General features: G+C 48.9%; 19 protein-coding genes. 1 reads left to right on the top strand and 18 read right to left on the bottom strand.

Annotated features, from left to right (window positions below):
- Positions 1–2 precede the first annotated feature (2 nt).
- The 14 genes from KNO66_RS10540 to KNO66_RS10475 form a co-directional block, all read right to left on the bottom strand.
- The gene (locus KNO66_RS10540; protein ID WP_214742444.1) at positions 3–827 is read right to left on the bottom strand and encodes a two-component system regulatory protein YycI; all 825 of its coding nucleotides are present in this window, start codon (positions 825–827) and stop codon (positions 3–5) included.
- Complete coding sequence (yycH, locus tag KNO66_RS10535) at positions 814–2,196, bottom strand: two-component system activity regulator YycH (protein WP_214742443.1); 1,383 nt, start codon at positions 2,194–2,196, stop codon at positions 814–816. Before yycH ends, KNO66_RS10540 begins: the two co-directional genes overlap by 14 nt.
- On the bottom strand, positions 2,196–4,037 hold the full coding sequence (gene walK, locus KNO66_RS10530) for a cell wall metabolism sensor histidine kinase WalK (RefSeq protein WP_214742442.1): 1,842 nt from the start codon (positions 4,035–4,037) through the stop codon (positions 2,196–2,198). The genes yycH and walK overlap by 1 nt, the downstream gene beginning before the upstream one ends.
- Before the next feature lie 3 nt (positions 4,038–4,040).
- On the bottom strand, positions 4,041–4,751 hold the full coding sequence (gene yycF, locus KNO66_RS10525; RefSeq protein ID WP_214742441.1) for a response regulator YycF: 711 nt from the start codon (positions 4,749–4,751) through the stop codon (positions 4,041–4,043).
- A 120-nt stretch (positions 4,752–4,871) separates the two neighbouring features.
- Positions 4,872–6,161 (bottom strand): adenylosuccinate synthase, encoded by a 1,290-nt coding sequence (locus KNO66_RS10520; RefSeq protein WP_214742440.1) that lies wholly within the window; start codon positions 6,159–6,161, stop codon positions 4,872–4,874.
- A gap of 157 nt (positions 6,162–6,318) precedes the next feature.
- Positions 6,319–7,671, bottom strand: coding sequence for a replicative DNA helicase (gene dnaB, locus KNO66_RS10515; RefSeq protein WP_026824725.1), 1,353 nt, complete (start codon positions 7,669–7,671; stop codon positions 6,319–6,321).
- Between the two features lie 17 nt (positions 7,672–7,688).
- Positions 7,689–8,132, bottom strand: coding sequence for a 50S ribosomal protein L9 (gene rplI / locus KNO66_RS10510; protein WP_214742439.1), 444 nt, complete (start codon positions 8,130–8,132; stop codon positions 7,689–7,691).
- Complete coding sequence (locus KNO66_RS10505) at positions 8,129–10,120, bottom strand: DHH family phosphoesterase (RefSeq protein WP_214742438.1); 1,992 nt, start codon at positions 10,118–10,120, stop codon at positions 8,129–8,131. The genes rplI and KNO66_RS10505 overlap by 4 nt, the downstream gene beginning before the upstream one ends.
- A gap of 151 nt (positions 10,121–10,271) precedes the next feature.
- The gene (rpsR, locus tag KNO66_RS10500; protein WP_015880232.1) at positions 10,272–10,502 is read right to left on the bottom strand and encodes a 30S ribosomal protein S18; all 231 of its coding nucleotides are present in this window, start codon (positions 10,500–10,502) and stop codon (positions 10,272–10,274) included.
- A 43-nt stretch (positions 10,503–10,545) separates the two neighbouring features.
- Positions 10,546–11,061, bottom strand: coding sequence for a single-stranded DNA-binding protein (ssb, locus tag KNO66_RS10495; RefSeq protein WP_214742437.1), 516 nt, complete (start codon positions 11,059–11,061; stop codon positions 10,546–10,548).
- A gap of 37 nt (positions 11,062–11,098) precedes the next feature.
- A complete protein-coding gene (gene rpsF, locus KNO66_RS10490; RefSeq protein WP_015880230.1) occupies positions 11,099–11,386 on the bottom strand; it encodes a 30S ribosomal protein S6 in 288 nt (95 codons plus the stop codon).
- A gap of 130 nt (positions 11,387–11,516) precedes the next feature.
- Entirely contained in the window at positions 11,517–12,617 is a 1,101-nt protein-coding gene (ychF, locus tag KNO66_RS10485) for a redox-regulated ATPase YchF (RefSeq protein WP_214742436.1), read from the bottom strand.
- A 153-nt stretch (positions 12,618–12,770) separates the two neighbouring features.
- Positions 12,771–12,974 (bottom strand): DUF951 domain-containing protein, encoded by a 204-nt coding sequence (locus KNO66_RS10480; RefSeq protein WP_214742435.1) that lies wholly within the window; start codon positions 12,972–12,974, stop codon positions 12,771–12,773.
- Positions 12,964–13,905 carry a mechanosensitive ion channel family protein gene (locus KNO66_RS10475; RefSeq protein ID WP_214742434.1) on the bottom strand — a complete coding sequence of 314 codons (942 nt, stop codon included), beginning with the start codon at positions 13,903–13,905 and terminating at the stop codon, positions 12,964–12,966. The genes KNO66_RS10480 and KNO66_RS10475 overlap by 11 nt, the downstream gene beginning before the upstream one ends.
- A 169-nt stretch (positions 13,906–14,074) precedes the next feature.
- Between KNO66_RS10475 and yyaC the strand changes: the two genes are divergently transcribed.
- Positions 14,075–14,701, top strand: a complete 627-nt coding sequence (gene yyaC / locus KNO66_RS10470; protein ID WP_214742433.1) for a spore protease YyaC — start codon at positions 14,075–14,077, stop codon at positions 14,699–14,701.
- On the opposite strand, the gene KNO66_RS10465 is transcribed toward yyaC, so the two are convergent.
- From KNO66_RS10465 to mnmG, 4 genes are all read right to left on the bottom strand, one after another.
- Entirely contained in the window at positions 14,674–15,456 is a 783-nt protein-coding gene (locus KNO66_RS10465) for a ParB/RepB/Spo0J family partition protein (RefSeq protein ID WP_214742432.1), read from the bottom strand. The genes yyaC and KNO66_RS10465 overlap by 28 nt on opposite strands.
- A 36-nt stretch (positions 15,457–15,492) precedes the next feature.
- A complete protein-coding gene (gene noc / locus KNO66_RS10460; protein WP_214742431.1) occupies positions 15,493–16,377 on the bottom strand; it encodes a nucleoid occlusion protein in 885 nt (294 codons plus the stop codon).
- 79 nt (positions 16,378–16,456) lie between these two features.
- On the bottom strand, positions 16,457–17,173 hold the full coding sequence (gene rsmG, locus KNO66_RS10455; RefSeq protein WP_214742430.1) for a 16S rRNA (guanine(527)-N(7))-methyltransferase RsmG: 717 nt from the start codon (positions 17,171–17,173) through the stop codon (positions 16,457–16,459).
- Between the two features lie 4 nt (positions 17,174–17,177).
- Positions 17,178–19,064 carry a tRNA uridine-5-carboxymethylaminomethyl(34) synthesis enzyme MnmG gene (gene mnmG / locus KNO66_RS10450; protein ID WP_214742429.1) on the bottom strand — a complete coding sequence of 629 codons (1,887 nt, stop codon included), beginning with the start codon at positions 19,062–19,064 and terminating at the stop codon, positions 17,178–17,180.
- Positions 19,065–19,073: the final 9 nt, after the last annotated feature.

The raw sequence follows: 19,073 nt of genomic DNA, 5'->3' as shown, positions 1-19,073 counted from the left end.
TTTCATTCTTTCGTTTCAAACTCGACACGTTCGACGGTTCCGTCGATGGCGTTGACAAAATACACGTGGTCATCAATCGCGATGGACCAAAGTGGTGGCATGATAATCAAACTGCCTGAGCTGTCGAGTGGTAAGCTATAAAACCCGGTGTTAATGGCCCGCATCTCTTGGTTCGGTTGGAAATACTTCCGGGACGCAAGTTGAGAGATGGCTTCACTGGCCGTCAGCACGAGGTCGTCTTGTGTTTTCGACGAGAGATTTTTTAAATGACGCTGTTTATAATCCGTCACTTCAAACGCATCGTTCAACTGAATGAGGATGAGGGACGGGCCGATATACATTTCCGTGTCCCCTTCGACCTCTGGAGTCGAGAAGATTTTGTTGTCCTCGAACGTTTGGACGAACGCGATTTGTCTCGTCGCTTCATCGTATCGCCAATACGCATACTCATTCCCGAATGGAACGTATTCTGCTACAAATGTTGAAGCGGTCGTCCGTAAATCTTTCGCATCGAGCGGGACCGGCTGTTTCAACTCGACTTCGAGCTGCATGTTGTCGAGCGTCGTCGCCAGTTGCGCATCCCGATTTTTGGTGATCATCGCAGCCGACATTTCTTCAGACGATCCCGTCAAATATCCGATATCCCGACCCATCCGTGGCAATTTTGCCGGATCGACATTCCTTTGGTCTAAAATCTGCGTAATGGAGGTGTTATCATTCGTCACGACCTCGGTCGCCCATGTTTCCGTCAACAATTGGAATAACAGATAGATGTTCAAGGCGAGGAAGGCGAAGATTAAAATCGTTTTCGCTTTACTCCAGTCCACGATACATCATCCTTTCTGTCCAACCGTCTTTTTGATTGAATGGCACCCAACGTCCTGCCTCACGCACGAACCAGTTCGGCGAGAACGTCACATAGCGGCTCGTGTCCTCGTTATATTCGATTTCATAACCGATTCGAATCTCGGTCACGTTCTCAAAACGTCCGGAATTGATGAGCGTACCGAGCACTTCATCCGCATCGGCCAACTGTGTCGTGCCGACCGTGATCAACCGATCGATTTCCAAGTGGTGACGCGTAATGGAACGGACTTGCGCGCCATCGTTTTCCACACGAAGTGTGGATAAGTCGATCGCATCATTGTTGATAAACGCTTCACGCTGACTAAAGACGGGGTATCCTTTCACGTGAAAACGGAATACGGTCGTTTCAAACCCTTTATTGGCTGGCGTGATGGCATCGAATCGAAGAGACAATCCTTGATTCTCAGATGCATCATCGACCCATCCCCCGTGGAAGTTTACAAATTCCACAATCGAATCTAATCCAAGTGCCGTATCGCGCTCGGTGCTGTTACGTGACAAGTTCCGATAGCGACTGGCGTTCAGTTTCGCATCATATTCTGCCACGCTGACACCGTTCGTCAATGCACCGACCGAGCTCGCCGGGTCGACTTCTTGGACGTTCGGGTCGCCCGGGAAGAACGTGTCGCGCATCCAATCGAGACGCGCATCGATTTGAATCGACGATACGTCGTATGCGAACAATTCATTCATCTCAGGTCCGACGACTGGGATGTAATTCACACGTTCATCGGTATATGTCACCCGTTTCATCGTCCGACTCGAATTTTTTAGGAAAAGACTGTTCACATCGCCGTTTCCGACTTTCGTCAATTTCCCTTCCCAAATCGATTGGTCGCTCATGATGGCACGGATATTAAACGCATTCTCATCCATATAAATCAGAATTCGCTGTGGGATTTTCCCGGACAGGCTGTACGTCCCGGGAAGCATATAGCTAAGCGTGTCCGCATAGTAAGCCTCCGGTAAAATCAGTTCGAGCCCTTCGTTGATATTCGAATAGAAGCTCGGAATGTTTTTTGCGGCGAGTGGTTTGAACTCGCTCGCTTCGAACGAGTCACGAATGACACGCATCAGTTGCTTCGGTGTATTTTTCGATGCAAAGACAGCATTGTTGTCATGCACAACCGCTTGAGTCGGGATGATGACTTGATTTGCCCGACGCTGTAGTGACTCGTCCACCGTCGTCAATTGCGTCTCCGATTGGACGGCCTGATAGGTAGGATGATAATCCCACAAGATGATGGTTTGAACAATCGACGTGACGATTAACGTGAGCAAAATGAACGACTTCCACAGTTCCGGCTTTGCAATCGTAAACCGTTTCATCAATCATTCACCTCCACAATCGTATCGAACGGAATCGTGAAGTAAATCGTCGTACCGCGACCAAATTCACTCTCCGCCCAGATGTCGCCACCATGAGCGGATACGACTTCCTTCGCAATCGATAGACCAAGTCCGGTTCCACCAATATTACGTGCCCGTGCCTTATCGACACGATAGAAGCGTTCGAAAATTTTCTTCAAGTTCGACTTCGGAATCCCGACCCCTTCATCCTTGATACCGATGACGAGGCGTTTCGCCCGAAGCATCGTCCGGAACGTAATCGTTCCGCCTTCTGGGGAGAACTTGATGGCGTTCGTGATGATGTTGTCGATGACCTGGGTCATCTTATCTTGATCGGCATGCACGTAGACGCGACGCTTCATCAGTTTACGACGGAATTGGATGGCGTCCCCTTTCGTCATCTCGTGACGATCGATGATATCGTTAAAGAACTGTACAAAGTCGAACTTCACTTTCTGCATCTTATATTCTTTACTGTCCATCTTCGAGAGTTGCAACAAGTCGTTGACGAGGCGAATCATCCGCTCCGTCTCGTTTTGTGTCGTCTCTAAGAAGCGTGGTGCCAGCTCATCGTCCTGGTACGCCCCTTCGGCGAGAACCTCCAAATAGCTTCGCATCGTCGTGAGTGGTGTCCGCAACTCGTGACTGACGTTCGCAACAAACTCACGGCGGTCTTGTTCGACCTGTTCTTGCTCCGTGACGTCGTGTAAGACGACGATGAGACCTGTGATCGGCCCACTATGTTTTTGAATCGGCGAGAAGTAGGCACGGACGAGGAACAACTCTTCATCCGTACTGAGGTCAATCAGCTTCGTCGGCATCGTCCCGTCTTCCGGAATGACGATTTCCTCTTCGAATGCGAGGAGACTTTGTAAGTTCATCCCCATCGCCTCTTCTTCAGCGACCCCGATCATGTCGCGCGCCTGGTCATTCATCAAAATGACGCGTAACGAACGATCGGTTGCGACCACACCGTCCGACATGTTCTCCAGGACACTCGTCAAACGACGGCGCTCCGCCTCCGTCGTCGCGTTCGCTTCCATCAACTCGTCCGTTAATTCGTTGAACGCATAAGCGAGTTGACCGACCTCGTCATCCGAATACACTTTAACCTTCCGCGAGAAATTCCCTTTCCGCATCTCGACGGCCTGTCTCCGCATATCGGCAATCGGTCGCGTAATCGTGCGTGACAAGAGAATTCCGAGGAACGAGGTGATGATGAGCGCAATCAACGTTCCCGTTGCGAGGATACGTGTCACTTGCTCCATCTGATTGTAAATAGACTTCATCGACGCCTCGATATAGATCATCCCGGTCGTCGTTCCATCGACTTCCGATTTAATCGGAACGGCGACGACACGCATCCGGTCATTTGAGTCTTCATAGACAAGCGTTTCTTGTGCCCCACCTGTCGCGAATGACTTCTGAATGAACGTGCTCGCCGTCCGTTGTCCGACGAGACTTTGATTGTTTTGGTTCGAGGTCGCCCGTACGACACTATTCGTGTCGATGATTTGGACTTCTCGAATGTCGTCAGCTAGCGTCGTGCTCTCTGTAAAATCAGACAGCAGCTGATCCATTAACTGGTTCAACTGCTGATCCGTAGTCGAGTCACTCCCGTTCGCTGCGATCCCCTCACTGACGTTATAGCTCAGTAGGTTCGCCCGGTCGACGAGTGACTGCGAGAAGTTGTTGATGTATTGCCGTTCCAAAGAACGCACAAAGTACACGCCGATGACTTGCATCGCAACGAGAATGAGCAGCGCATAGATGACGACGAGCTTCCACTGGATTGATTTAAAGAAGTTCGTCCGTTTCATCGTTTAATCTTCTTCTCCTGCCTTCAAATAATACCCGACGCCGCGACGTGTGATGATGTACGTCGGTGTCGATGGGTTATCCTCTACTTTTTCACGAAGACGACGTACGGTAACATCCACGGTACGTACATCACCGAAGTAATCATAGCCCCACACCGTCTGAAGCAAGTGTTCACGTGTCATCACTTGTCCGATGTTTTGCGCGAGGTAATGAATCAATTCGAACTCGCGATGCGTCAATTCGATTTTTTCATCCCGTTTCGTCACCATGTACGAGTCCGGATGAATCGTCAAGTCGCCGATCACGATATCGTTCGCGTTCGCCCCCTTCGACTCTTGTGCCGGTGCCGTCGCATGACGTCGCATGTTCGCTTTGACACGCGCCAACAACTCGCGTGAGCTGAACGGTTTCGTGACGTAGTCGTCCGCCCCAAGTTCTAGTCCGAGCACCTTGTCGATCTCGGAATCTTTCGCCGTCAACATAATGATCGGCATATCATACTTCTTTCGTACCTCGCGACATACTTCCATGCCATCCTTGAGCGGAAGCATGATGTCGAGCAAGATGAGATCGGGTTGAATCTCTTCTACTTTCACGAGCGCGTCTTCGCCGTCGTAGGCGACATGCACCTGGTATCCTTCTTTTTCAAGTTTAAACTTCAATATATCTGCGATTGGTTGTTCGTCATCTACCACTAAAATCGTACGATCCATTCAGTGAGTCCTCCTCTTATCATTAAACGTACATGCCTACATTGTAACTCTTTTTATACAGCTTAGAAAGCGTGGTCCATTTCCACGGAAATGAAAAAGGGAGCCCGATGGCTCCCTTTCTTATGCTTCGTAAATATCACGCAAGATAACCGTCTGTTCACGAGCCGGTCCGACCGAGAACGTCAACAATTCGATTCCTGTCAATTCCTCGATGCGACGCACGTAACGCTGTGCGTTTTCTGGAAGGTCGTCGAAGTTACGGACGCCCGTAATGTCTTCTGTCCAACCAGGAAGTTCTTCATATACCGGTACACACTTCTCAAGGACGCGGAAGTTCGGCGGATATTCGTCGAGATGCTTTCCTTCATACTCATATGATGTACAAATCTTGAGCGTCTCAAGACCCGTCAATACATCGATTGAGTTGAGGCAAAGGTCTGTGATCCCGCTGACACGACGTGAGTGACGAACGACGACGGAGTCGAACCAGCCGACACGACGTGGACGACCAGTTGTCGTTCCGTATTCTTTCCCGACTTCACGGATTGTATGACCGATCTCGTCATCGAGTTGTGTCGGGAATGGACCGTCACCGACGCGTGATGTATATGCCTTACAGACACCGACCACGTGATGAATCTTCGATGGACCGATTCCGGCACCACTTGATACGCCACCTGACGCTGCGTTCGATGATGTGACGAACGGGTACGTTCCGTGGTCGATATCGAGAAGGACACCTTGTGCCCCCTCAAAGAGAACCTTCTTCTCTTCATCGAGTGAATCGTTCAAAACGACCGATGTATCGCACACGTATTTCGCAAACTGTTGGCCATACGCGTAGTACTCTTCGAAAATGTCATCAAATTCGACTGGGTCGACCTCGTACATTTTCACGAACATGCGGTTTTTTAGTTCGAGCACGGTCTTTAACTTCTCTGCGAAGACTTCTTTGTCGAGAAGGTCGGCGATGCGAATCCCGATGCGTGCCGCTTTGTCCATATAGGCTGGACCGATTCCTTTCAGAGTTGTCCCGACTTTCGCGTCACCTTTCGCCTCTTCCTCAAGACGGTCTTGAAGCTGGTGATACGGCAAGATGATATGGGCACGGTTCGAAATCCGAAGGTTATCCGTGCTCACACCGCGTTCGTGTAAGTAAGCGAGTTCTGTCACGAGTGATTTCGGGTTGACGACCATCCCGTTCCCGATGACACACGTTTTATCCGAGTAGAAGATCCCAGACGGAATGAGGTGAAGTTTATATTTCGTATCATTGAAGACGATCGTGTGACCAGCGTTGTCTCCCCCTTGATAACGCGCGACGACTTCGGCTTGTTTCGATAAGAAATCGGTGATTTTCCCTTTCCCTTCATCGCCCCACTGCGTTCCCACTACGACTACTGATGACATAATGAATCCTCCTTATTAATCAACGTTCTGTTCAAACCATCCGTAAGTGTACACTTGAAAAGCAAGAAAGTCAATCGAATACCGAACGTTTTATATAAGATGTAACTATTCGTTCGTTATTTTACCTATACCTATATAAAAAAAGACACCACCGACGTTACATCGGTGGTGCGAAGGCTTGCGTCTCCATGTTGACGAACTTGTTATACTCTTTCCGGAAGGAGAGCTTGACCGTACCGGTCGGACCGTTACGTTGTTTCGCAATGATAATTTCAATCGTGTTGGCGTCCTCACTCTCTTTATCGTAATAGTCATCACGATAGAGGAAGGCGACGATATCGGCATCTTGCTCAATGGCTCCCGATTCACGGATATCCGACATCATCGGTCGCTTGTCTTGACGACTCTCGACTCCACGAGAGAGCTGCGACAAGGCGATGACAGGTACTTGTAGTTCCCGCGCAATCGCTTTGAGGGTACGTGAGATCTCTGATACTTCCTGTTGCCGGTTCTCGCCTGGTTTTCCGTTCCCGACGATGAGCTGCAAGTAGTCAATCATGATCATTCCGAGACCATATTCCTGTTTCAAGCGACGACACTTCGCCCGAATCTCATTGACCCGAAGACCCGGCGTATCGTCGATATAGATGCCCGCTTGCGAGAGCGACGACATCGCGAGGGAAAGACGACCCCAGTCCTCTGCTTCTAGGCGACCCGTCCGTAGGCGCTGGGCATCGATGTTTCCTTCCGCACACAACATACGCATGACGAGTTGCTCGGCCCCCATCTCCAAACTGAAGATGGCGACGTTCTCGCCTGTACGGACCGCAACGTTTTGCGAGATGTTCAAGGCGAATGCGGTCTTCCCGACAGATGGACGGGCGGCCACGATAATTAAATCGTTTCGTTGGAAACCGGCCGTCATCTTATCCAAATCCGTGAATCCGGTCGCAATCCCGGTGATTTCACCGCTCGATTGATGCAGTTTTTCAATCGTTGAGTATGCATCGGATAGGACGGAACCGATCGGGTGGAAACTCGATTGCCCTTTTCGTTGCGATACTTTTAAAATGTTTCGTTCGGCATCAGACAAAACGGAATCGACCTCGTCTTGACGCTCATACCCATCCGAGACAATGTTTGTTGCCGTTCGAATCAATCGGCGAAGTGCCGCCTTTTGATCGACGACGTTCAAGTAATAACCGATGTTGCCGATGGCCGGGACGGATTCCGCGACCTCTGCCAAATAGTTGAGGCCGCCAATCTCGTCTAAAATCCCTTGCGCCTGCAATTCAGAGCTAAGCGTGACCAAGTCGACCAGTTCACCTCGGTCATTGATTTTTAACATCGCTTCAAAGATGCGCTGGTGGCTGACACGATAAAAGTCGTCCGGGTCGACCCGTTCCGAGGCCGTAATCAATCGATCCGAATCGAGGATGATTGCCCCTAAGACGGCTTGCTCCGCTTCCACACTATGCGGTGGTGTATTGACTTGAATCGCATCACTCATCCGTCTCTACCTCACCTTCAAGCTTCTTGTACATGTACGTTCAACGTCGCGACGACGTCATGGTGCAACTTCACAGGCACTTTCGTGAAACCGAGCGCCTTGATTGGGTGCTCGAGTTCAATTTTGCGCTTATCGATTTTGTAACCCATTGTTTTAAGGGCATCCGCGATTTGTTTGCTTGTGACCGAACCGAACACGCGACCACCTTCACCGGCTTTTGTCGTGACGGCGATCGTCTCTTTTTCAAGTTTCGCTTTTAGTTGTTGTGCTTCTTTCAACTCTTCTTCTGCAGCCTCTTCGGCACGACGTTCTTTCGCCGCGAACGCTTTTAGGTTTCCAGGTGTCGCTTCAACCGCCAAGTTTTTCTTGAACAAGACGTTTTTCGCGTAAGCGTCTGCCACGTTCTTCACTTCTCCAGCTTTCCCTTGACCTTTTACATCTACTTTCAAAATGACTTTCATTCTGATTCCTCTCCTTCAGTTTCATCTGTTACGTAATGATCGATTGCCTCTTTCAGCATGGCATTCGCTTGTTCACGACTCACTTCAAGTTGTGTGGCCGCATTCGTCAAATGACCACCACCATCGAGCATTTCCATGATGACCTGGACATTGACATCACCGAGCGACCTTGCGCTGATTCCCGTGCGTCCGTCCGGTAAGATCGCGATGACGAACGACGCTTTGACGCCTTCCATATTCAGCAACTGGTCCGCGGACTGCGCAATCAGCACTTGGTGATGTGCCTCGTCGTCAGAAGCGACGGCAATCGCCATACCACCTGCATAAATTTCGGTGTTTCTTAAAATCTGCGACTGCTCGATATAAGCATCGAGGTCCTGACGCATAAAGTGTTGTACGAGAACCGTATCAGCACCTTGAATTCGTAAGAACGATGCCGCATCAAACGTACGAGAGCCCGTACGGAGTGTGAAGCCTTTCGTATCGACCATGATTCCAGCCAAGAGTGACGTCGCCTCTAAAATCGAAAGTTTACGGCTCCCTGCTTGATATTCGATTAACTCCGTCACGAGTTCACTCGTCGACGAAGCATACGGTTCCATATACACGAGGACCGGGTCTTCAATGAACTCTTCGCCGCGACGGTGATGGTCAATCACGACGACGCGTTCTGACCGGTACAAAATATCTTTCGAAATGACGAGTGACGGGCGGTGTGTATCGACAACGACGAGAAGTGTCTGTTCGTCGATGAGCGGTTGCGCCTCGTACTCGGTCAAAAATTGACTGTATAGCGAGTCATCGTTCTCCACTTCCTGAACGAGTCGCTGAATACCAACACTTGTCTCACCGGACGGGACGACGACGTATGCTTCACGTCCCACAAACTCGGCCAATTTCATAATCCCGATGGAAGCCCCGAGCGAATCCATATCTGGATTTTTATGTCCCATGACAAGGACACGGCTCGATTCCCGAATCAGATCGCGCATCGAGTTCGAGATGACACGCGCTCGGACACGCGTCCGTTTCTCTGTCGGGTTTGTCTTCCCTCCAAAGAAGCGAACTTTTCCGTTATGGCGTTTGACGACGGCCTGGTCACCACCACGGCCGAGACCTAAATCGAGGCTCGACTGCGATAGATTGCCTAACTCCGTCAACGTCGTCTCCCCGCATCCGATACCGATGGATAGCGTCAATGGAATTCTCTGTTCCTTCGTCGCGTCACGTACTTCATCTAAAATCGAGAAGCGATTGTTTTCAAGTTCCGACAACGTCCGCTCATTCATGACGAGGAAGAAGCGGTCCGCCGCTGTACGACGCATATAGATGTGATGTCGCTGTGCCCATTGGTTGAGAAGCACCGTCACACGACGATTGACCTCGCTTCGGACTTGTTCATCCACTGCAGTCGACATCTCATCGTAGTTATCCAGATACAAAATACCGATGACTGTCTGCGTTTGAGCATATTTTTGCTCCATCTCTGCTTCTTCAGTCATGTCAAATAAATATAATGTTTGATGTGCTTGATTATAAAAGACACGATAGACGCGGTCGCCCACTTCAATCGTAGCCTCATCCTCTTCCTCTTCAATCAGTTCATCGAATGCGGAATGAAGGGCGTCAAGTGGTACACCAATCGCCATCTCAAGTTCAAAAATCAATCGCGATTGTTCGTTATACCAACTGATGCGTCGATCTTGGTCAAAGACTAAAATTCCGATCGGCATCGTCGTCAACGCTTCTTTTCCGACCTCTTCGATTTGATGAGAGAGTGAGAGGACATACTGTTCCCAATTTTTACGCTCCCGTCGCAACGTTACTTGCTGATAGATGAAAAAAATCAGCGTGCCCATAAACAGGGTGATTGCCGCCACGATGCTATAGAACGCCAATCCTAACGAAACAAGGAATCCAATTACATAGGGAACCATGTGTCGCGCGTATTGGTTCTTCACGGATGTTATTGCTTCACCACTGTGCATGTATGCCTCCTAAAATGAGTAATGTTCACCCATGGAATCGTAAAGGTTTCTGCTCTATCATACCATATCCGTCGGTTTCACTTACACACTTACAAACAAGATGAAATACAAAAAAACGACTTATCCAAAAGGATAAGCCGTTCGTCAAACCTTACTCTGCAACGTATGGAAGCAAAGCCATTTGACGTGAACGCTTGATAGCGACAGTAAGTGGACGTTGGTATTTCGCTGAAGTACCAGTCACACGACGTGGAAGAATTTTACCACGCTCCGAAACGAAGCGTTTGAGCAATTCTACGTCTTTATAATCGATATGAGTGATGTTGTTCGACGTAAAGAAACATACTTTACGACGACGACGACCTCCTGGACGACGTGCCATGTGAAGACCTCCTTTATAAGTTAGTTTTTATTGTCCGTGATGATTAGAATGGCAAATCATCATCTGACAAGTCGATTTTGCCGCCACCCGAGAACGGATCTGCGTCAAAACCTTTATTTGAAGACTGGTTTGAGGACTGAGATGAAGTCGAAGCGGCTCCTGCGCCCCATCCTGATCCACTTGATTCACCACCACCGAAGACATCTCCAGACGGTGCTTGCTCACGTTGCCCTGAGGCTCCGCGTGGTTCGAGGAAGCGTACGCTATCGGCAACTACTTCTGCCCGGTAACGACGTTGGCCATCTTGTCCTTCGTAACTACTGATTTGAAGGCGACCGTCAACGCCGGCCATGCTGCCCTTTTTCAAGTATTGTGCTACGTTCTCTGCTTGTTTGCGCCAAACGACACAATCAATAAAGTCCGTCTCGCGCTTCCCATCTTGTCCAGCGAATGGACGATCGCAAGCGAGAGTAAGGCGTGTTACGGCGATTCCGCTCTGCGTATAACGCATTTCGGGATCGCGAGTCAATCGACCAACTAACACAACTCGGTTAATCATCTCCAAGCTCCCCTTTCACGATACGAAACGTTAAGGATTAACGCTCGTCTTTTGTTGTCATTTGACGGACAACGTCGTCAGAGATCTTCATGAGACGCTCTGTTTCTAAGATCGCTTTAGGTTCAGCAACGATGTTAAGAAGAACGTAGTGTCCTTCGCGCATCTTGTTGATTTCATAAGCGAAACGACGTTTACCCATGTCTGTTGTTTTTTCAACAGTACCACCGTTTTCAGTGATGACGTTGTTGAAGCGCTCGATTAAAGCTTTCTTCGCTTCCTCATCAACTGATGGACGGATAATGTAAAGAAGTTCGTATTTACGCATTATCTTTCACCTCCTCTTGGACTAACGGCCCCTACCGGTTGTAGGAGCAAGGAGCAAACAATTGTTTTACTCACGTCATAATATACTATCAAACTTCCCTGACTTTTACAACACGTTTCCGTAAATCAACTTATACGTTGAAGCGGAATGTGACAACATCGCCATCTTGGAAGACGTATTCTTTTCCTTCTGAACGAAGTTTTCCTTGTTCTTTCACGGTCGTCATGTTGCCTGCTGCCGAAAGGTCCTCATAAGACACGACTTCAGCACGGATGAACCCACGTTCGAAATCAGAGTGGATGACACCGGCACATTGTGGTGCTTTCATCCCTTGTTTGAACGTCCATGCGCGTACTTCTTTCTCACCCGCTGTGAAATATGTCGCGAGACCGAGTGTCGAATACGCTGCACGAATCAATTGATCAAGTCCTGACTCTTCGATACCGAGGTCTTGTAAGAATTCGAGACGTTCTTCCGGTTCAAGCTCAGCGATTTCTTCTTCGATGCGTGCACAGATGACGATCACTTGCGCTCCTTCTGTTGCCGCATGGTCACGTACCGCTTGGACGTGTTCGTTCGCATCCGCGTCTGCTACTTCTTCTTCACTGACGTTTGCCACGTACAACATCGGCTTCATCGTCAATAGTTGGAAGTGCTTCACGATTGCCAATTGGTCTTCCGTGAGCTCTGCAACACGGGCAGGACGCTCTTCTTCTAAGACGGCTTGTACGATTTCAAGTGCCTCAAGTTCTTGTGCAGCACCTTTATCTTTTGATTTGACCATTTTTTGAACACGCGTGATACGTTTTTCAACCAACTCGAGGTCAGCTAAAATCAATTCGAGGTTAATCGTCGTGATGTCATCAATCGGTGAGACGCGACCCGCAACGTGCGTGATGTTCTCGTCTTCAAAACAACGGACGACTTGGCAAATCGCATCCACTTCGCGAATGTTCGCCAAAAATTTGTTTCCGAGTCCTTCACCTTTTGATGCACCTTTTACGATGCCGGCGATATCTGTAAACTCGAATGCTGTTGGCACTGTCTTTTTCGGTTTGACGAGTTCCGTCAATCGATCTAGACGTGCGTCTGGTACTTCTACGACGCCGACGTTCGGGTCGATTGTCGCGAACGGATAGTTGGCCGCTTCGACTCCTGCTTGTGTAATCGCATTAAACAATGTCGATTTCCCGACGTTTGGCAATCCGACAATTCCTGCTGTTAATCCCACTAGTATTTCCTCCTCATCCGGTGTTTCCCGGGAAATGTTAAGCCGTCTGTGGAGTGGGTACATTTAGTACACCACACCGTCACATCCTTCACAATTATAGTTAGTCCACGATTAAACCGCAACTCACGTTCATAACCTAAAGAAAAACGCCGCTTATTCGGCGGCGTTCCCTTGTTCAAGCACTTTCTTAAATCGCTTATCAAAGTCACGGCGTTGCATGAGCACGCTTGCTCCGCAGCCTTGACACTTGATGCGAATATCCATCCCTACACGTGTGATTTGCCAGCGGTTCGTCTTGCAGGCATGTGGTTTTTTCATTTCCACAATATCATTCAACGCATATGATTTACTGTGCATTTTCTGCTTCTCCTCCTTTAGGAGTCGGGGATGGTGGCAACATGACCGTCCGTGGGTACGGAATTTCAATGCCACGTTGGTCGAATCCTGCTTTCAATTCTTTGTGCAGAATGCGTCCGGCAGCAAAGTGTTGCGTCGGTGGGACTTCTGCCATCAAACGATAGACGACTTCTGAAGCTCCAAGTGACTGTACACCAGCAAGGGTAATCGGTTCGATGAAGAGGTCGTGATACTTCGCTTCGACTTCTTTCGCAATCTCTTTGATTGCCGTCTCGACGTGCTCCATATCCTCTTCATATGCGACACCGACATCGACGACCGCTACACTGTTTTCAAGTGAGTAGTTTGTCACTTGCATGATTTGTCCGTTCGGAATGATTGAAATCTGTCCGTTCAGTCCTTTAAGTTTCGTCGTCCGAATTCCAACTTCGATGACGACCCCTTCGACTTGCTGATTCAAACTGACGTAATCCCCATTTTTATACTGATTTTCAAAGATGATGAACGCACCTGTAATGACGTCCTTCACTAAACTTTGTGCACCGAAGGAGATGGCAAGACCTGCTACCCCGGCCGATGCGATTAAACCGGCGATATTTACACCGAATTGTCCAAGAACCGTCAAAACCATAATCAACCCGATCACATAACGGATTGTGTTTTGTGCCAGTTTTAATAACGTTTCATTCTGTCGCTGGGCGACGATATCATGCTCTTTTATTTTACGGAGCGTAAACACGCGTTCGACCATCGTCGTCAAAATGCGTGTCGCGATATATAAACCAAGGATGATGAGCGCCACACCGGCGAGCTTGATCCCTAAACCAATCCACATATCGGTATCTTTAAAGTACTCGACGAATTGGTTTACACTATCGATTGTTTCATCCGCAACCGTGCTTAAATCTTTTTCTGTATTTTGCGAAGCCATCTTTTCACCTCAAAAGTCGTAGATTCTAAATCATCAAAACATATTTCACGACTTTTCTCAAACGCTGCATTCGGAAGTTAGAAATTTTCCACTTTTGGGAAAGGGTTAATACGAGATCAATCCCCCACTGCAACTAGGAATAGGCAGCTTAGAAGAGAGGATGAGATTCATGCCGTTTCGCTTAAAACCTCATAAACCATACTCTTTCTTCATTGAACACACTGAGCGGAGTGGATCCAGATTGCTTGCGGACCAACTTCATGAGCAGTTGGTCAATGAAACACATCGCCCCATCGTCCTTGTTTGCATCGGTTCGGACCGCTCGACCGGTGACTCACTCGGTCCCCTCGTCGGGACATTTTTAGAAGAACGTCACATTCGGAATCTACATGTATATGGCACGCTAACCAAACCGGTTCACGCGCTCAATTTGGTCGAAACACTTCATGAGATTCAAACACGTTTCCATCAACCACTCATCATTGCCATTGATGCTTGCCTCGGACGTTTATCGAGCGTCGGGTACGTCTTCTTCTCTGAAGGACCACTTGCTCCGGGTGCGGGTGTTCAAAAAGAACTTCCGGCAGTCGGTGCTTACAACATTAAAGCCGTCGTGAACGTGAGCGGATTCATGGAAATGATGATTCTACAGAATACGCGACTCCATCTCGTGTACGAACTCGCTCGTTTCATCACCGATGGATTTGTTGATTTTGATGCACGAATTGGGCGCCTTCATCACGAAGAGACCGCCATCACTCGACTTCGTCAGTCACGGAACGAATCAAAATCCTGAGGAGAAAGTAACGTCAACAATTGTTCCAAATCATCTTGGGAAAAATACTTGAGCTCTAACACACCACCTTTTCGGCGTGGACGAATCGACACATCCATTTGAAGACGCTCTGCGAGCACCGCTTCGACCGCTTCGATATCGGCGTTCGATTGCTTCAGCGTCTTTTTTTCTGTGCGCTCTTTTTGTAAATATCGCTCGAGGCGACGAACCGTCCAATGCTCGGCAATGACTCGTTTCGCAATCTGTTCCATCGCTTGTTCTGATTTCATGCCGGTGATGGCACGCGCATGGCCCATCGTCAAATCTCCGACCATGACCGCATGTTGGACGGCACTCGGCAACCGGAGCAGGCGTAGGCTGTTTGTCACGTGACTCCGGCTCTTTCCGACACGATCGGCCAACTGTTGTTGGGTCAGACCTAACGTCTGCATCAACTGTTCATAGGCAACGGCCTCTTCAATGGCGTTCAAGTCCGCCCGCTGAATGTTTTCAATCAATGCCAACTCCATGACACGATCGGAGTCCGCCGTGACGACGAGTGCAGGAATGTCTTCTTTCCCCGCGAGCTTCGCTGCTTGAAAACGTCGTTCCCCAGCAATGATTTCATAATACCCCGTCGCTTTTCGAACGACGATTGGTTGCAACACACCATATCGCTCGATGGATTGACGCAACTCTTCTAGTTTTTCCACCTCAAATTGTTTCCGGGGCTGATTCGGGTTTGGGCGAATGAATTTTAAGGCTAATCGTTCCATCTACAAACCTCCTTCATCGTATGAAAAAGCACGGACTCATTTTTGAGGCCGCGCTTTCGGGATGCGAATTCGAATTTCAACAAATTCCTCTTCGTCTACTTCTTCAGTTTGGACATCAATCCCTGTTTTCCCAATCAAATCGATTGAGTCACGAATCGTGTTGATGGCGATTCGTGTATCGCGCGCAAAACTTTTCGTTCGACGACGTTGCTTTTTCGGCTTTCGCTTCTCTTCTTCAATTGGTGTTGTTAAAAAGGCGACGCGTTCTTCCGTCTCTTTGACGTTGAAGTCCTGTTCCAACACTTCTGCGAGTACTTGGAGTTGTAATCCTTCTTCCTTTAGCGGTAACAACGCACGGGCATGCCGTTCATTGATCCGCCGATCGCGAAGCGACTGCTTCACATCTTCCGGCAATTTTAACAAACGCAATTTATTCGCAATCGTCGACTGACTTTTCCCCAGACTTTTCGCGAGTGCATCTTGCGTCAATCCGTTCAGAGCGAGTAAACGATCGTATGCTTCCGCCTCTTCGATTGGACTTAACTGTTCACGTTGCAAGTTTTCGATCAAGGCGAGCGCGGCTGTTGTATCATCGTCCATATCGCGAACGATTGCTGGAATCGCTGACCAACCAAGTGATTTTACTGCTCGGAAACGTCGTTCGCCAGCAATGATTTCATAGCAGTCCCCATCTGCCTTTCGAACCACGATTGGTTGAAGCAGTCCATGTTCCGAAATCGTCGTTGCCAGTTCTTCAATTTTTGCCGGTTCGAACACTTTACGCGGTTGGTAACGGTTTGGACGCAACCGTGACAACGCGAGTTCCTGCACCGTATCATCCGCTCGAACTTCCGCAATATGCGTCACGGCAACTTCGTCTTTTCGATTCACACCGAACAATTTCGCAAATCTATTCTTCAACGTCGGGCACCCCTTTATGTAAAAAAATAAGCAGACTCCACCACTGGAATCTGCTTTTGTTTCACGTGAAACGACATCATCAGATAAGTGGCTCTTTCGCCGGTGTTCCCGCTTTACGCGGATATTTCCCGGGCGTTTTTCGTAGTTTATCTACAACTACGATATTACGCTCACTCATCTCTCCTGGCAATAGGAACTGGTGTGTCGCTTTTTCTTTCCCACCTAGAACGGCTAAGGCGTTTTTCGCATCTGCCATCTCGTCAGACACCTTCGCTGCTTTCAGCGCAACGAAGTTCCCGCCCACTTTCGCGAGTGGTAAACAGTACTCCGCCAAGACGGTCATGCGTGCCACTGCACGTGCTGTGACGACGTCAAATTGCTCACGGAACTTTTTATTTTTTCCAAACTCTTCGGCACGGCCATGATGGAACGCGACACCTTCGAGCCCGAGGGCAAGCGCCAACTCGTTCAAGAAGGTGATGCGTTTGTTTAACGAATCGATGATTGTGACGTGTAAGTGTGGGAATAAAATTTTAAGCGGAAGACTCGGGAATCCTGCCCCTGCTCCGACATCACATACCGTTTCGACTTTCGTGAAGTCAAAGTGAAACGCCGCGCTGAGTGAATCATAGAAGTGCTTCAAATACACTTCCTCTCGGTCCGTGATTGCCGTTAAGTTCATTTTCTCGTTCCATTCGACGAGCATTTCGAAGTAACGCTTGAACTGAGCGAGTTGTGTCTCGTTCAGCTCAAACCCTTCCGCTCGTAACGCTTCAATAAATTGAGATTCGTTCATCGTTTCACTCCACCGTCGCATATTGTCCTTGTTCGATATAGACGAGCAAAATTGACACGTCTGCTGGGTTTACGCCCGAAATACGGGACGCCTGTCCGATCGAAAGTGGACGAACTTGTTTTAGTTTTTGTTTCGCTTCTGTCGCGAGACCACCGATCGCATCGTAATCCAAGTTCTCTGGGATTCGTTTTTCTTCCATGCGACGCATCTTCTCGACTTGTTCAAGTTGTTTTGAAATATAGCCTTCATACTTCACTTGAATCTCGACTTGTTCTTTCACTTCAAACGACAATTCTTCCGTTGACGGAACGACTGTCATGAGCGCTTCATAGGATACTTCCGGACGTTTCAACAAGATGTTGGCATGTGTCGCTTCTTTGAGGGGATGTGCACCGACCGATTCGAGCATCGCATTGACTTCAGGTGTCGGTTTTACAACCAATGAGGCGAGGCGTTTCACTTCTGTTTCAATCGCTACACGCTTCTCGTTGAGGTGAGCGTGACGATCTTCTGAGAGCAAGCCAATCTCATATCCGATATCGCTGAGTCGCAAATCTGCGTTATCATGACGCAACAAGAGACGGTATTCGGCACGCGACGTGAGAAGACGATACGGTTCGTTCGTCCCTTTTGTAACGAGGTCATCGATCAAGACGCCAATGTAGGCTTGTGATCGATCTAAGATGACCGGATCTTTTCCGAGCACTTTGCATGCAGCGTTGATTCCCGCCATGATCCCTTGGCCCGCAGCTTCTTCATAGCCGCTCGTCCCATTGATTTGACCTGCCGTGAAGAGGCCTGGAACCGCCTTTGTTTCAAGCGTCGGCCAAAGTTGCGTCGGTACGACCGCGTCATACTCGATCGCATAACCTGGACGCATCATCTCTGAGTTTTCAAGACCTGGAATCGTGCGAAGCATCTGATGTTGAACATCTTCTGGCATACTCGTCGAGAATCCTTGAACGTATACTTCTTCTGTGTCGCGACCTTCTGGCTCTAAGAAGATTTGGTGACGCGGTTTATCATTAAAGCGAACGACCTTATCTTCAATCGATGGGCAATAACGTGGTCCCGTTCCTTTAATCGCACCCGAGTACATCGGTGAACGGTGTAAGTTCTCATCAATCAATTGGTGCGTGCGCTCACTCGTGTACGTGAGCCAGCATGGGATTTGTTCAATCGGATTCAAGTCCGTCGACGTGTACGAGAAGAATGATGGATTCTCGTCTCCTGGTTGAATCTCCGTCTTCGAGTAATCGATCGTCTTCCCATCGATTCGTGGCGGTGTTCCTGTTTTGAATCGAACTAAGTCGAGACCAAGTTCTTCTAAATGTTTTGAAAGCTCGACTGATGGCATTTGGTTGTTTGGGCCACTTTCATATGCCAATTCACCAATGATGATTTGACCGCGCATGAACGTTCCCGTCGTGACGATGACCGCTTTCGCGCGATATTCTGAACCTGTGTTCGTTACCACGCCACGTACTTCTCCGTCCTCAATCAACAAACGTTCGACTAGCGCCTGACGAAGCAGTAGATTCGGTTCGTCCTCTAGCACTTTCTTCATGTGATTTTGGTATTGGAATTTGTCCGCTTGTGCACGTAATGCACGTACCGCCGGACCTTTCGATGTGTTGAGCATCTTCATTTGGATGTATGTCGCGTCAATCGCACGACCCATCTCGCCACCGAGTGCATCGATTTCACGTACGACGATTCCTTTCGCCGGTCCCCCGATTGACGGGTTACAGTACATGAATCCGACCATGTCCGGGTTCATTGTGAGCATCGCTGTTTTCGCGCCCATTCGCGCCGATGCGAGTGCCGCTTCAATTCCTGCATGCCCAGCGCCAATGACGATTACGTCAAACTCGCCTGCTGTATAAGCCATTATTGGTTC

This window comes from Exiguobacterium sp. s48 (assembly GCF_018617395.1).
In the GTDB taxonomy this organism is placed as follows: Bacteria; Bacillota; Bacilli; order Exiguobacteriales; family Exiguobacteriaceae; genus Exiguobacterium.
Note: the sequence above shows the minus strand (reverse complement) of the source record. Positions and strands in the feature narration are given on the sequence as shown.

What these genes read in the sequence shown, in the direction of transcription:
- yycH (WP_214742443.1), bottom strand. Translation starts at nt 2,196, where the DNA reads ATGAAACGGTTTACGATTGCAAAGCCGGAACTGTGGAAGTCGTTCATT.
- walK (WP_214742442.1), bottom strand. Translation starts at nt 4,037, where the DNA reads ATGAAACGGACGAACTTCTTTAAATCAATCCAGTGGAAGCTCGTCGTC.
- yycF (WP_214742441.1), bottom strand. Translation starts at nt 4,751, where the DNA reads ATGGATCGTACGATTTTAGTGGTAGATGACGAACAACCAATCGCAGAT.
- KNO66_RS10520 (WP_214742440.1), bottom strand. Translation starts at nt 6,161, where the DNA reads ATGTCATCAGTAGTCGTAGTGGGAACGCAGTGGGGCGATGAAGGGAAA.
- dnaB (WP_026824725.1), bottom strand. Translation starts at nt 7,671, where the DNA reads ATGAGTGATGCGATTCAAGTCAATACACCACCGCATAGTGTGGAAGCG.
- rplI (WP_214742439.1), bottom strand. Translation starts at nt 8,132, where the DNA reads ATGAAAGTCATTTTGAAAGTAGATGTAAAAGGTCAAGGGAAAGCTGGA.
- KNO66_RS10505 (WP_214742438.1), bottom strand. Translation starts at nt 10,120, where the DNA reads ATGCACAGTGGTGAAGCAATAACATCCGTGAAGAACCAATACGCGCGA.
- rpsR (WP_015880232.1), bottom strand. Translation starts at nt 10,502, where the DNA reads ATGGCACGTCGTCCAGGAGGTCGTCGTCGTCGTAAAGTATGTTTCTTT.
- ssb (WP_214742437.1), bottom strand. Translation starts at nt 11,061, where the DNA reads ATGATTAACCGAGTTGTGTTAGTTGGTCGATTGACTCGCGATCCCGAA.
- rpsF (WP_015880230.1), bottom strand. Translation starts at nt 11,386, where the DNA reads ATGCGTAAATACGAACTTCTTTACATTATCCGTCCATCAGTTGATGAG.
- KNO66_RS10480 (WP_214742435.1), bottom strand. Translation starts at nt 12,974, where the DNA reads ATGCACAGTAAATCATATGCGTTGAATGATATTGTGGAAATGAAAAAA.
- KNO66_RS10475 (WP_214742434.1), bottom strand. Translation starts at nt 13,905, where the DNA reads ATGGCTTCGCAAAATACAGAAAAAGATTTAAGCACGGTTGCGGATGAA.
- yyaC (WP_214742433.1), top strand. Translation starts at nt 14,075, where the DNA reads ATGCCGTTTCGCTTAAAACCTCATAAACCATACTCTTTCTTCATTGAA.
- KNO66_RS10465 (WP_214742432.1), bottom strand. Translation starts at nt 15,456, where the DNA reads ATGGAACGATTAGCCTTAAAATTCATTCGCCCAAACCCGAATCAGCCC.
- rsmG (WP_214742430.1), bottom strand. Translation starts at nt 17,173, where the DNA reads ATGAACGAATCTCAATTTATTGAAGCGTTACGAGCGGAAGGGTTTGAG.
- mnmG (WP_214742429.1), bottom strand. Translation starts at nt 19,064, where the DNA reads ATGGCTTATACAGCAGGCGAGTTTGACGTAATCGTCATTGGCGCTGGG.